Annotated in this window: 8 protein-coding genes and 1 pseudogene; 5 read left to right on the plus strand and 4 right to left on the minus strand. The window is 66.2% G+C overall.

All coding sequences use genetic code 11. The features are described from left to right. The first annotated feature begins 27 nt into the window (after positions 1-27). The 4 genes from ACXJJ9_RS12900 to ACXJJ9_RS12915 all read left to right on the plus strand — a co-directional run bounded on the left by ACXJJ9_RS12900 (position 28) and on the right by ACXJJ9_RS12915 (position 4,766). Complete coding sequence (locus ACXJJ9_RS12900) at positions 28-714, plus strand: DUF2461 domain-containing protein (protein WP_457097559.1); 687 nt, start codon at positions 28-30, stop codon at positions 712-714. 114 nt (positions 715-828) lie between these two features. Next, positions 829-1,239, plus strand: a complete 411-nt coding sequence (locus tag ACXJJ9_RS12905; protein ID WP_457097560.1) for a DUF2939 domain-containing protein — start codon at positions 829-831, stop codon at positions 1,237-1,239. Positions 1,240-1,590: 351 nt separating this feature from the next. Further along, entirely contained in the window at positions 1,591-2,649 is a 1,059-nt protein-coding gene (locus ACXJJ9_RS12910; protein WP_457097561.1) for a glycosyltransferase family 4 protein, read from the plus strand. A gap of 2 nt (positions 2,650-2,651) precedes the next feature. After that, positions 2,652-4,766, plus strand: coding sequence for an amylo-alpha-1,6-glucosidase (locus ACXJJ9_RS12915; RefSeq protein ID WP_457097562.1), 2,115 nt, complete (start codon positions 2,652-2,654; stop codon positions 4,764-4,766). Positions 4,767-4,789: 23 nt separating this feature from the next. Here the strand turns inward: ACXJJ9_RS12915 and ACXJJ9_RS12920 are convergent, their stop codons facing one another. From ACXJJ9_RS12920 to ACXJJ9_RS12935, 4 genes are all read right to left on the minus strand, one after another. Beyond that, the gene (locus ACXJJ9_RS12920) at positions 4,790-5,698 is read right to left on the minus strand and encodes a 5'-nucleotidase (protein WP_457097563.1); all 909 of its coding nucleotides are present in this window, start codon (positions 5,696-5,698) and stop codon (positions 4,790-4,792) included. Positions 5,699-5,843: 145 nt separating this feature from the next. Further along, positions 5,844-6,617: an NAD kinase gene (locus ACXJJ9_RS12925; RefSeq protein ID WP_457097564.1), complete on the minus strand. Its 774-nt coding sequence runs from the start codon at positions 6,615-6,617 to the stop codon at positions 5,844-5,846. Between the two features lie 250 nt (positions 6,618-6,867). After that, positions 6,868-11,916 carry an NAD-glutamate dehydrogenase gene (locus ACXJJ9_RS12930; protein ID WP_457097565.1) on the minus strand — a complete coding sequence of 1,683 codons (5,049 nt, stop codon included), beginning with the start codon at positions 11,914-11,916 and terminating at the stop codon, positions 6,868-6,870. Positions 11,917-12,022: 106 nt separating this feature from the next. Beyond that, entirely contained in the window at positions 12,023-13,219 is a 1,197-nt protein-coding gene (locus ACXJJ9_RS12935) for an acyl-CoA dehydrogenase family protein (protein ID WP_457097721.1), read from the minus strand. 112 nt (positions 13,220-13,331) lie between these two features. Between ACXJJ9_RS12935 and ACXJJ9_RS12940 the strand changes: the two are divergent. Then, positions 13,332-14,255: pseudogene (locus tag ACXJJ9_RS12940) on the plus strand (ArsR/SmtB family transcription factor); the annotation flags it as partial. Positions 14,256-14,303 lie beyond the last annotated feature (48 nt).

A 14,303-nucleotide genomic window follows, 5' to 3' on the forward strand; every position in this document is an offset into this window, starting at 1 on the left:
GCGGCCGGCGTTCCGTAAAATCCTTCCATGGCCACCTACTTCTCCGACGCCAGCTTCAAGTTCCTGCGCGGCCTTGCCCGCAACAACGAGCGCGCATGGTTCCTGGCACACAAGGCGGACTACGAGGCCCACGTGCGCGGGCCGTTCCTGAGCCTGCTCACCGACCTGCAACCCGCACTGGCACAGGTCAGCGAGCATTACCGCTCCGAGCCCAAGGGCAACGGCGGCTCGCTTTTCCGCATCCACCGCGACACGCGCTTTGCCAACGACAAGACACCGTACAAGAACTGGCAGGGCGCGCGCCTGTTCCACGCACGCAACAAGCAGGTAGAGGCGCCAGCGTTCTACCTGCACTTGCAGCCGGGAAACTGCTTCGTCGCCGCCGGGGTGTGGCATCCGCAGCCGGAAACACTGCGCCGTATCCGGCATTTCATCATCGACAACCCGGGCAGTTGGAAGGCAGCCGCGCACGGCGCAAGCTTCCGCCGGCGGTTCGACCTCGATGACGACGAGATGCTGACGCGCATGCCGCGTGGCTTCCCGCAGGACTTCGAGTTCGCCGACGACCTGCGCCGCAAAAATTTCGCCGCGTTCCGCGCCATCGACGACGCCACCATGGCCGGGCCGCGCCTGCGCAAGACGATCGAAACCGACCTGGCCGGCCTCGCACCCTTCGTCGATTACCTCTGCGCTGCGCTCGACCTGGAATTCTGACCCTGCTGTCATGCAGGCGCCGACGAACCGGCAGCGTGGCGATGGACTGCAGGTCGCAGGCGATCCCGCTTTTTTGACGCGGTATGCTGGATGCAGGCACCGCGGAGTCCGCGCATGAAGAAGTGGCTGGTCCTGGTCGTCGTCATCCTCTTGGCCATCGCGGGCTGGATCGCCGCAGGCCCCTTCCTCACCATCCACGCCATCCGTAGCGCGATACAGGAACAGAACGCCGCCAAGCTGTCGCAATACGTGGACTTCCCCGCACTGCGCGCCAGCCTCAGGCAGCAGGTCGACGATTACGTCGTGCGCCGGGCTGGACCGGACATGCAGGCCAACCTGTTCGGCGCCGTGGCATTGCAGTTGGCGAGTGGCGCAACGGACGGCATCGTCGATGCACTGGCGACACCTGCGGGCCTCGCTGCGGTCATGGAAGGCCGCAACTTCTGGCACCGGCTGAGCGGCCAGCGCAGGGGCGAGGTTTCCAGCACCACGCGATCCGCTGGAAGGCGCACGTTATGCGTTTGAATCGCCTTCCCGCTTCACCGCCACGGTGAAGAATGCGGATGGCGATCCCGTGGTGTTCGTGCTCGCGCGACGCGGCTTCGCCTGGAGAGTAACAGAGGTCGTACTTCCCTTGGCCGTCGAGGCAACGCCGACGGACGGCAGCTGATTTTTACATCCACGTAATCGTTTCTGGTGCATTTTCCGGCGACGGCCATCGCTCTCCGGGGGGCGCCATCAGGCGCATCCATGCTCGGCACTGCCAGGTCCGTGCGCTGCTCCRCAGGCGGTGCGCATATTCATCTTCTGCCGTCGACACACTGCCTCTACGTCGCAGGAGGCACGATCGGGTTTGCATTGACCCTGTAGCTCCCCATGAAGATCGCCCAGATTGCCCCCTTGTACGAGGCCGTTCCGCCAAAGCTGTACGGTGGCACCGAACGCATCGTCGCCTATCTCTCGGATGCGCTTTCGGATCTTGGCCACGACGTCACGTTGTTCGCGAGCGCGGAAGCGGAAACGCGTGCAACGCTGGTACCCGTGCGCGACCAGGCGATCCGGCTCGATCCGGAACCGTTGAAATCCGATCTTGCGGCGCACCTGGCGATGCTGCATGAAGTGCGTCGACGTGCGCATGGCTTCGACGTGCTGCACTTCCACGTCGACCTTATCCATTTCCCGATGTTCGAGGACATCGCCGATCGCACGGTCACCACGTTGCACGGCCGCCTCGACCTCAAGGACCTGTCCAACGCGTACTGGCGCTGGCCCAAGTATCCGCTGGTATCCATCTCCGACCACCAGCGCAAACCCCTGCGTTTCGCACGCTGGCTTGGCACGGTGCAACACGGCATACCCGCGTCGCTGCTACCGTTCTCGCCACGGCCCGAAGGCCAATACCTGGCTTTCCTGGGTCGAATCTCGCCGGAGAAAGGCCCGGAGCGCGCGATCGCGATTGCCAAGCGCGTTGGCATTCCGTTGAAACTGGCGGCCAAAGTCGACGCTGCCGACCGCAACTACTTCGCCAACGAGATCCGACCACTACTCGACGACCCATTGATCGAATTCATTGGTGAAATCAATGATGCCGACAAGGGCGCCTTCCTCGGCAACGCGATCGCATTGTTGTTCCCGATCGATTGGCCCGAGCCGTTCGGGCTGGTGATGATCGAAGCGATGGCTTGCGGAACGCCGGTGGTAGCCTGGCCCTGTGGTGCCGTGCCTGAAGTGATCGAGGACGGTGTCACCGGCCGCATCGTCGATACCGAAGATGCCGCCGTTGCGGCCGTCGCCGAAGTCGCCAGGTTCGATCGAAGGCGCATCCGCCAAGTATTCGAACGCCGCTTCTCCGCCGAGGTCATGGCGAACAACTACGTGTCGCTCTATCAGCAACTGCTCCATAGCGGCAATACCGAACGCGTGCGCACGGCCTGAGCATGGAACCCATTGCGAGCAGCGCTCTCTCGTACGTCCTGAAGGACGGCGACTGCTTCATCGTGGCGAACGCTGCCGGCGATATCGAGGGCGGCAGCGATGGCTTCTTCCACAACGACACGCGGCTGCTCTCGCGCTTCAGCCTGCGCCTGGGCGAGTCGCAGCCCGCGCTGTTGAGCGCCTCGGTGAGCCGCGACAATGTCATGTTCGTGGCCCATCTCACGAACCGCCCCCTGCCACCGCTCGGCGGCAGTCCCGCGGCCCAGGGTGTGATCCACCTGCAGCGGGAACGCTTCCTGCGGGGCGACCGCCTGTACGAACGCATCGCCTGCGTGAACTATGGCCAGAACGTCGTCCGGCTGCCGCTACGGCTCTGGTTCGCCGCCGACTTCCGCGACATGTTCGAAGTGCGCGGGAGCGTGCGTGCGGCGCGCGGTGAACTTTGCGCGGTCGACCCCACTCCCGACGCCGTGCACTTCCGCTATCAGGGGCTGGACCAGGCCTGGCGGTCGTCGGTGCTGTCGTTCTCGAGGCAACCTTCACTGTTGTCCGAGGAGATGGCCGAGTTCCTGCTGGAGCTCGGGCCCGGCGCTCGCGAGGAGGTGCATATCGAATGCGGCCTTACCGCGGCTGCATCCCCGTCGTCCAAGCACTTCCGTAACGGAGCGGTGCAGGCGCGCGTGGCCATGCGCACCCGCCAGCGCCGCGGCAGCCAGGTCCGCAGCGGCGGACCGCTGTTCGATGCCTGGATGGACAAGTCGCGCGCCGACCTGGCCCTGCTGACCAGTGAACTTGAAACCGGTCCGTATCCCTACGCGGGCATCCCCTGGTTCTCGACGCCGTTCGGCCGCGATGCGGTGATCACGGCACTGCAGACGCTATGGCTCGATCCCGGCATCGCACGCGGGGTTCTCGCCTTCCTCGCACACCACCAGGCCCAGGAAGAATCGGCGTTCCTCGATGCAGCCCCCGGCAAGATCATGCACGAGACGCGCAAGGGCGAAATGGCGGCGACGCGCGAGCTGCCATTCGGCCGTTATTACGGAGGCGTCGATACGACACCACTGTTCGTCACGCTTGCCGGCGCTTTCGCGGAACGCACGGGCGACCTGGCTTTCATCGAACGGCTGTGGCCTGCGCTGCGTGCGGCGACGGAATGGATAGAACGGGTGTGCGATGCCAACCGCGACGGATTCCTCGACTACGCGCGTGGCTCGGAGACCGGGCTCTCCAACCAGGGCTGGAAGGACAGCGAGGATTCCGTCTTCCATGCCGATGGCCGCTTTCCACCGGGTCCGATCGCGCTGGTCGAAGTCCAGGGCTACGCCTATGCCGCGTTCCGCGCGATGGCGATCCTGGCGAAACGCCGCAACGACGTCGATGTCGCCATGCACTGGCAGGAGCGCGCGGAGCGCATTCGCGAAGCGGTGGAGAACCGTTTCTGGATGAGCGAGTTCGGCTTCTACGGCATCGCCGTCGATGGCGATGGCGAGCTTTGCCGTGTGCGTGCGAGCAATCCCGGCCACCTGCTCTTCGCCGGCCTGCCGGAACCCGAGCGCGCGGCGTCGGTCGCGGCGAACCTGCTGACGCCCGCGTTCCACACCGGTTGGGGACTGCGCACGCTCGCGTCGGGCGAAGCGCGTTACAACCCGATGTCGTACCACAACGGCTCGGTCTGGCCGCACGACACCGCGCTCTGCGCCGCTGGCATTGCGCGCTATGGCGATCGCGCCGCGGCCGTGCGGCTGCTGCGGGGAATGTTCGAAGCCGCGGTGCACTTCGACCTGCGCCTGCCGGAACTGTTCTGCGGTTTTCCGCGCGCGCAGGGTTCCACCCCTGTCGCCTATCCGGTGGCTTGCCTGCCGCAGGCATGGGCGGCGGGCTCGGCCTCCATGCTGTTGCAGGCCTGCCTCGGCCTGGAGATCGATGGCTGGCGCGGGGAGATCCGGGTTGAGCGCCCGATGCTGCCGACGGGCATCGACTACGTGGCAGTGCGGCGTATCGCCGTGGATAACCGGCGCGTGGATGTGGTGTTCCAACGCCAGGGTGAGCGCGTCAGCGCGCACCTGGAAGGACGCGATGCGGCGGCGGTGCCGCTGCGATTCATCGGAGGGTGACGCCGCGGCGCGGCACCAACGCTTCAAGGCTTGTTCGCGACTCCGTGCGGCACGTGGCCGGCGGCGACGTGGTCGCGCGCGGACACGATGTTGTGCTCGGAGTCGTCGAAGAAGATGTCGGCACCGAACGCCTCCAGGAACGGCCCCTTCGGGCGGCCGCCGAGGAATAGTGCCTCGTCCAGGCGGATTCCCCACTCGCGCAGCGTGCGGATGACGCGCTCGTGGGCCGGTACCGATCGTGCCGTCACCAGGGCGGTGCGGATCGGCGCGGCCTGGCCCGCGGGAAACGCCGCCTGCAGCCGATGCAAGGCATCGAGGAAACCGCGGAACGGCCCGCCCGACAGCGGCTCGCCGGCGTGCGCACGCTCGTGCGCGGTGAAGGCCGCAAGTCCGCCCTCGCGCGACACACGCTCGCCCTCGTCGTCGAAGATCACTGCATCGCCGTCGAAGGCGATACGCAGCTGGTCATGGCGCTGCAGTGGGGCTTTCGCCGGCAGCAGCGTGGCCGCCGCGATTCCTGCGGCCAGCGCACTGCGCACATCCTCGGCATGCGTGGACAGGAACAGGTCCGCTCCGAACGGCCGGATATAGGGATACGGTGCCGCTCCATTGCTGAAGGCGGCGCGCTTGATCGCCAGGCCGTGGTGCGCGATCGAGTTGAAGATGCGCAGCCCGGTATCCGCGGAATTGCGCGAGATCAGGATGACCTCGACGCGCGGCGCCTCGGGCGGCGCGCCCTCGTTCAGTGCGAGCAGCTTGCGCACCAGCGGGAAGGCGATGCCCGGCTCGAGGATGTCGTCCTCGTGCGCACGCTGGAAGTCGGCATAGGCGGCAATGCCCTCGCGCTCGAACAGCGCATGGCTGTCCTCCATGTCGAACAGGGTGCGCGAGGAGATCGCGACAATCAGTGGATCGGCGTCACGGTCGGGCATGCGCCTATTCTGCCCTGATCCCGGTCGCGCAGGTTGCGACGACCCGCGATTGCAACCAGGCGCCATCAAGAACAGGGCCGCGTCCGCGGCCGGCAATGGCGCCGCTGGCCTTGCAACGATGGCAAGACCAGCCCGCCAGCCAGGCTCACCCGCTGGTGAACTGCTCCGCGAGGATCCGTTCCTCGAGGTTGTGCTCGGGATCGAACAACAATGTGACCGTGCGATCGCGGGACTCGCGGATGGTGACTTCGACGATGTCGCGGACTTCATGCGAATCGGCGGTGGCGCTGACCGGGCGCTTGAAAGGGTCGAGCACGCGGAAGCGCACCTCGGTATCCGCCTTGAGTACGGCGCCCCGCCAGCGGCGCGGACGGAAGGCGGCGATCGGCGTCAGCGCGATCACGTTCGCGCCGAGCGGCAGGATCGGGCCGTGTGCGGAGAAGTTGTAGGCAGTGCTGCCCGCGGGCGTGGCAACCAGCACGCCATCGCAGATCAGTTCATCCAGGCGGGTCTGGCCGTTGAGATCGATCGACAGGTGCGCGGCCTGGCGGGTCTGCCGCAGCAACGAGACTTCGTTGTAGGCGAGCGAGCCGACGGTCGCCCCGGACTCGGTCTGGGCCACCATTTCCAGCGGCCGCAACACGGCGGGTTCGGCGGCGTGGATGCGCCCGATCAGGTCCTCGCTGCGCTGGTGGTTCATCATGAAACCGACCGTGCCCAGCTTCATCCCGTATACCGGCTTCGACAACCCGGCGTGGCGATGCAATGTCTGCAGCATGAAGCCGTCGCCACCGAGGGCCACCAGTACGTCGGCATCCTCGGGCGCGTGCTCGCCGTAGCGCGCGGTCATCTGCGCGAGCGCGCGTTGCGCCTCTTCGGCTGGACTGGCGAGGAAAGCGAGACGTGGCGTCGCGGTCATCGGCGGCTCCGTTGCGATGGGCGGAGGATACCGCGGGGAGGTGACGAGGCAAGCATTCGCTCGGGCCGACAAACGCAGCCGATGTCGCCGGGACATCGGCTGCGTGCGTCCGAGGCGGCAAGCCACCCCGGTTTTCCCTCATCGCGCGCTGCGGCGCGTTCGCCTTCGATGTTGCTTGACCATATCGCGGCGCGGCCGGGCGTTCGCCAACGCAGCCGATGCTAATAAGGCATCGGCTAAGCGCGTTCGCTCACCCTCGCGCCGCCAGTTGCGACAGGCGCTGCACCGCCACCGAGGCGGTCGGGTAGTCGAGCGTCTTCTGCGCCGCCAGCTCGTTGAGCATCGACAGCGTGAAACGCAGCGAGGCATCGTCGCGGTCCAGCCAGGTGCGCACCTTGGCATCCGGCGTCGAACCCGGCATCGCCAGGGCCTGCTGCACCAGCGCACGCTGCTGTGTCGCCAGCTCCTCGCGCAGCACGCCACGTGCCACGGCGTGCCAGCGGCCGTCGACGGCGAGGCCCTCGATCTGGGTCACCAGCCACGGCAGGTTGAGCGCCTCGCCAAGGCGGAAGTGGACCTTAGCGACTTCGACCACTTTCATCTTGCGCTCGCGGGCCAGTTCGATGATGTCGCACGACGGCTCGAGGTACGGCAGTGCAGCCAGCTGGCCACCCAGGTCCGCGGGCAGGCCCTTGGCCTTCCAGTCGCGGATCGCGGCCTCATAACCCGGGCGCTGCCCTGGGCCGAGGATGTTCTCGCCGGCGCGGATGTCTTTGTAGCCATCGTGGTAGCGGCTCACCGCCGTGGCGATGTCCGGAATTGCGCCCGGACGCGAGAGCAGCCAGCGCGTGAACGAACGCTGCAGGTTCCAGATGACCTGCAACGCATCGATCTGCGCGGACTCGTGCACCTTGCCGTCGAGCGCGTCGATCTGCGCCCACAGGCTCCGCGCATCCAGCGCTTCGCGGGTGATCGAGAACGCCTTGGCCACTTCGCCCGGCGTGCGGCCGCTGTCCTCGGTCATGCGCAGGGTGAACGTCGCGCCCATGCGATTGACCATCGAGTTGGTCACCGCGGTGGCGATGATTTCACGCTTCAGGCGGTGGCCTTCCATCGCCTTGGCGTACTTGTCCTGCAGCGGCTGCGGGAAGTAGCGCACCAGTTCCTTCGACAGGTACGGGTCTTCCGGCACGTCGGACTCGACCAGTTGCTGGAACAGCACGATCTTCGAGTACGACAGCAGGATCGCCAGTTCCGGACGGGTGAGGCCCTGGCCGCGCGACTTGCGCTCGACCAGTTCGGCATCGCTGGGCAGGTATTCGATCTGGCGATCGAGCAGGCCCTGCGATTCCAGCGTGCTGATGAAGTGGCGCTTGGAACCCATGCGCGACACGCTCATCCGCTCCATCAGGCTGATCGCCTGGTTCTGGCGGTAGTTGTCGGCGAGCACGAGGTGGGCGACTTCGTCCGTCATCGACGCCAGCAGCTTGTTGCGCGCGTCGAAGGTGAGCTTCTTCTTCTGCACCTCGCCGTTGAGCAGGATCTTGATGTTGACCTCGTGGTCCGAGGTGTCCACGCCGGCGGAGTTGTCGATGAAGTCGGTGTTGAGCCGCACACCATGCTGCGCGGCCTCGACGCGGCCGAGCTGGGTCAGGCCCAGGTTGCCGCCCTCGCCCACCACCTTGCAACGCAGCTCGCGGCCGTCCACGCGCAGCGCGTTGTTGGCGCGGTCGCCGACCTGCTGGCTGGTTTCGCTGGTCGCCTTGACGTAGGTGCCGATGCCGCCATTCCACAACAGGTCGACCGGCGCCTTGAGGATGGCGTTCATGAGCTCGTTCGGGCTCAGCGCCGTCACGGCGCCGCTTCCATTGGCACTTTCGATGCCCAGCGCGGCGCGGATTTCCGCCGACACCGGGATCGACTTGGCCGAGCGCGGGTACACGCCGCCGCCCTTGCTGATCAGCTTCTTGTCGTAGTCGTCCCACGACGAACGCGGCAGCTTGAACATGCGGTCGCGTTCCTTGAACGAGATCGCGGCGTCCGGATTCGGGTCGAGGAAGATGTGGCGGTGATCGAACGCCGCCAGCAGGCGGATGTGCTTCGACAGCAGCATGCCGTTGCCGAACACGTCGCCCGACATGTCGCCGACGCCGACGACCGTGAAGCCTTCCTTCTGGCAGTCGCGGCCCATCGCGCGGAAATGCCCCTTGACCGACTCCCAGCCGCCGCGAGCGGTGATGCCCATGCCCTTGTGGTCGTAGCCGACCGAACCGCCCGAAGCGAACGCATCGTCCAGCCAGAACTTGTGCGCGGCCGCGATGCCGTTGGCGATGTCGGAGAACGTCGCCGTGCCCTTGTCCGCGGCAACGACGAGGTACGGATCGTCCCCGTCGTGGCGCACGACATTGGCCGGATACACGATCTTGCCGTCCGGCGTGATGTTGTCGGTAATGTCGAGCAGTCCGTTGATGAAGCGCTTGTAGCAGGCCACGCCCTCGTTGAACCACGCATCGCGGTCAACGGCCGGGTTGGGGGATTGCTTGCAGTAGAAGCCGCCCTTCGAGCCCACCGGCACGATGACGGTGTTCTTCACCATCTGCGCCTTCACCAGGCCCAGCACTTCCGTGCGGAAGTCCTCGCGGCGGTCCGACCAGCGCAGGCCGCCACGCGCGACCGGACCGAAGCGCAGGTGCACGCCTTCCACGCGCGGGCCGTAGACGAAGATCTCGCGGTACGGGCGCGGCTTGGRCAGGTCCGGCACCTTGCTGGAGTCGAACTTGAAGCTGACGTAGTCCGCCGGACCGCCATCGGCGCGCACGCCGTTCTTGTACTGGATGTAGTAGCTGGTGCGCAGCGTGGCATCGATGACGCCGAGGAAGCTGCGGAAAATGCGGTCCTCGTCGAGGCTGGACACGCGATCCAACAGTCCCTTGAACGCATCGCGCGTGGCTTCGAGCTGCGCGTCACGCTTGCCGGCGCGGGCTTCCACGACGGGCTGCACCGCTGCCAGCATGGCCGCGTCGGTGCTGGCGAGCGCGGCGAGCTGCTGGCCGAAGCGCTCCATGCCGGACCTGATCTCGGCCTTGCTCTCGTTGCCGGTGCTGGGATCGAACTTCGCCTCGAACAGCTCGACCAGCAGGCGCGCAAGGATCGGATAGCGCGCGAAGGTGGCTTCGACGTAGCTCTGCGAGAACGGCACGCCGACCTGCAGCAGGTACTTGCAGTAGCCACGCAGCATTGCGACCTGGCGCCACGACAGGCTGGCGCCGAGGATCAGGCGGTTGAAACCGTCATTCTCGGCATTGCCGCGCCAGATCTGGGCGAAGGCGTCCTCGAAGTTCACGTCGAGGTTGGAGAGGTCGAGCTCCGCCCCCGTGGTCTCGACTTCGAAATCCTGGATGTAGAAGACCTGGCCGAAGACATTGAGCCGGTACGGGTGCTCGGAAATCACCCGCAGCCCCATGTTCTCCATCATCGGCAGCGCATCCGACAACGGGATGTCGTCGCCCTGGCGATAGAACTTGAATCGCAAGCCACCCACGCCCTTGTGCGTGCGGCGCAGGTTCAGGCGCAGGTCGTCCGGACCGGTCAGCGCGGCGAGGTTGGCGATGTCCTGGGCGGCGGCTTCGGCACCGACCTCCTCGATATAACCCGCCGGCAACGCGCGGCCATAGCGGTTGGCGAAAGCGAGGCCCTGCTCTTCGCCGTGAGTGGCGACCAGCTTCTCGCGCAGGTCGTCCTGCCAGTTACGGATGATCGCGGCGAGCGCAATTTCGATCGCGGCGTTGTCGACTTCCACCACCTCGCCCGCCTTCGGACGGATGACGAGGTGCAGCTGCGCCAGCGGCGATTCGCTGAGCTGGACGTTGGTATCGACGAACTCGCCGTGCAGCATCTGCTTGAGCAGCGCCTCGATGCGACGGCGCACGTCGGTGTTGAAGCGGTCGCGCGGGATGTACACCAGGCCCGAGAAGAAACGGCCATAGCGGTCGCGGCGCAGGAACAGCTTGCTGCGCACGCGTTCCTGCAGGCCGAGGATGCCGGTGGCGGTGCGTAGCAGCTCGGGTCCGGTGGACTGGAACAGTTCGTCGCGCGGCAGGGTCTCCAGGATGTGGCGCAACGCCTTGCCGCTGTGGCTGTTCGGCGCGAGGCCCGATTCCTGCATCACGAGATCGTGGCGCTGTCGCACCAGCGGGATGTCCCACGGACGGCGGTTGTAGGCGCTCGATGTATAGAGGCCGACGAAGCGCTTCTCGCGCACCGCCTTGCCCTTGGCGTCGAAGTCGAGCACGCCGATGTAATCCATGTAACCGGGGCGATGCACGGTCGAGCGCGCATTGGTTTTGGTCAGGATCAGGGTATCCGCGCCAGCCTTGTTGACGCTGTGCGCCGGAAGCGATTTCACCGAACGCGGCTTGCCCGCATCGTGCCCACGCATCAGGCCCAGGCCGGTGCCGTCGACGGCGCGCAGGACTTCGTCGCCGTCCTGCTTCACCACCTCGTATTCGCGGTAGCCGAGGAAGGTGAAATGGTTGTCGGCGGCCCAGCGCAGGAACTCCTCCGACTCGTGGCGCTCCGCGGGATCGGCGGGAAACTTGCGCGAGCCCAGCTCGCCCGCGACCTGCAGCATGCAGTCGCGCATCTGGCTCCAGTCGCGCACGATTGCGCGCACGTCCGCCAGCGCGGCTTCGACCGCCTGTTTGATCTTCGGCATCTGGTCGACCGACTGGCGGTCGATCTCCAGGTGCATCAGCGATTCCGGCGTGCCATTGCCGACCGCCACGAGCTTGCCGCCCTTGTCGCGCTGGAAGGTCACCACCGGATGACCCAGCACGTGCACGCCGATGCCCTGCTCGGCCAGCGCCATGGTCACGGTGTCGACGAGGAACGGCATGTCGTCGTTGGCGATCTGCAGCACGGTATGGGCGGACTCCCAACCGTGGCTCTTGATCGTCGAGTTGAACAGGCGCACCAGCGCCGTGCCCGGCTTGCGTGCACGCGCGAAGTCAAGGAAGTCGACCGCCAGCGCGGCCCAGCCATCGGCGCTGTGTTGCGGCAACTCGTCCTCGCTCATGCGGCGATAGAACGAATTGATGAACGCCTCGCCTTCGCCGTGGCGCGCCTTGGGCAGGCGCTTGCGCATGGCGGCGAGGATGGGCTCGAGCGAAACGGCCTGGCTGCCGTTGGCGGCCGCGGCCTTGGTGGCGGTGACGTTCTTGCCAGCGACGCTCTTGATGTTGGCGTTGGCGTTGGCGGCAGTCTTGGCTGCTTTGCGAGGAGCTTTGGGTGCGGTGCTCATGGCAACGTGGGAGTCCAGTCCGTGATGGGGTTAGTGCAAATACGTCAGACGAGGGGCGAAGCAATCAGGCCCGCACTTTTGGTGCGGGCCCTCGGGGTCAACCTGTTCAGCGCAAGCCGGTTTCGTTGCGCGCAATCACCAGGCGCTGGATCTCGCTGGTGCCTTCGTAGATTTCGGTGATCTTGGCGTCGCGGAAGTAGCGCTCCAGCGGCATTTCCTTCGAATAGCCCATGCCACCGTGGATCTGCACCGCCTGGTGGGTGATCCACATCGCCGCTTCCGAAGCGGTCAGCTTGGCGATTGCGGCCTCATTGCTGAAACGCGCGCCGCCCTTTTCGAACTCGCCCTTCTGCCAGGCCGCGCGCAGCGTCAGCAGCGTGGCCGCGTCGAGCTTGCACTTCATGTCGGCGATCTTGGCTTGCGTCATCTGGAAGGTGCCGATCGGCGCACCGAAGGCCTTGCGCTCCTTCACGTACTCGATGGTCTTCTCGTAGGCGGCGCGGGCGATGCCGATCGCCTGCGAGGCGATGCCGATACGGCCGGCATCGAGCACGCTCATGGCAATCTTGAAGCCGTGGCCTTCCTCGCCCAGCACGTCTTCCGGCTGGGCGACGTAATCGGCGAACTCGATCTCGCAGGTGGCCGAGGCGCGGATGCCGAGCTTGGGTTCGGTCTTGCCGCGATGGAAACCGGCGCGGGTCGTGTCGACCATGAATGCAGTGATGCCGCGGGCGCCCTTGTCCGGCTCGGTCATCGCAAACAGCACGATGTACTTGGCGACCGGACCGGAAGTGATCCAGCTCTTCTTGCCGTTGATCAGGTAGGTGCCATCGGCCTGCTTGATGGCCTTGCAGCGCATCGCGGTGGCGTCCGAGCCGGACTGCGGCTCGGTCAGGGCGAAGGCGCCGATCTCGCGGCCCTCGGCGATCGCGCGCACGTACAGCTGCTTCTGGTCCTCGGTGCCGAACTTGAGGATGCCGTTGCAGAACAGCGAGTTGTTGACCGACACGATGGTCGAGTGCGCAGCATCGCCCGCGGCGATCTCGATCATGGCCAGCACGTAGGACACCGGATCCATGCCCGCGCCGCCGTATTCGGAGGGCACTTCGATGCCCATCAGGCCGTTTTCACCGAGGGTGCGGATGTTCGCCAGCGGGAACTCGCCGGTCTGGTCGTGGTGCTCGGCGCTAGGCGCGATCTTCTCCTGCGCGATGCGGCGCGCCACGTCCTGGATCATCAACTGTTCTTCGGTGAAGCGGAAATCCACGTCGGTACCCTTTGCTGATTCGGCGAAGACGCGAATTGTAGCCCTCGCGGGGAAATAACCCCACCTTTTGACCCCGATTGCTTGACCCACGGCACGTGCCGGCCCACACTTATCTCTATATCGCGATAGGTTGATAGAGGCATTCCGCATGGATCTCGAAGGCTGGTCCACACGCCTCAAGGTTTTCGCCGACGCCACGCGCGTCCGCCTGCTCGCCCTGCTCGAGCGGGAAGAGATGACCGTGGCCGAGTTGTCGGCGATCACACGGCTGGCGCAGCCGCGCGTTTCCACCCATCTGTCCAAGCTCAAGGAAGCCGGGCTGGTGCGCGACCGCCGCTCCGGGGTGTCCGCCTACTACCGCTTCGACGAAGGCGCACTCGATGCAGCCCAGGCTGCGCTCTGGCAAACCCTGCGCGAGGGCAGCGACGATCCGCTGCTGCGCCAGGACAAGGACCGCGTCGCCGCCGTGCTGGCCGCGCGCGCCAGCGAGCAGAACTGGGCGGACTCGGTGGCCGGCGACATGGAGCGCCACTACTCCCCCGGCCGCACCTGGGAAGCGCTGGCGCGCTCGGCCGTACCGCTGCTGCAGCCGGGCGACGTGCTCGACATCGCCTCCGGCGACGGCGTGCTGGCAGAACTGCTGGCCCCGCACTCGAACCGCTACGTCTGCCTCGACTCGAGCACCAAGGTCGTGCTCGCCGCATCCGAGCGCCTGCGCAAGCTGGAGAACGTCGAAGTCCGTGAAGGCGACATGCACGGCCTGCCGTTCACCGCGGCGCAATTCGACCTGGTGGTGCTGATGCACGCGCTGACCTACGCCGAGCATCCGGCACAGGCCGTGGCCGAAGCCGCGCGCGTGCTGCGCCCGGGCGGCCGCCTGCTGCTGACCAGCCTGGCGAAACACGAACACCGCCAGGTGGTCGAGGCCTTCGGCCACGTCAATCTCGGCTTCAGCGAGAAGGAACTGCAGAAATTCGTCGCCAAGGCCGGTCTCGACATCATCAGTAGCGAAACGATCACCCGTGAACGCCGGCCTCCGCATTTCGAAGTCATCGCGCTGATGGCCCGCAAGGCCGCCGACCCCACCCCGATAGCGCGCAAGAGCACGAAGAAGAACTGA

It is taken from the genome of Lysobacter sp. P5_B9 (assembly GCF_054049835.1).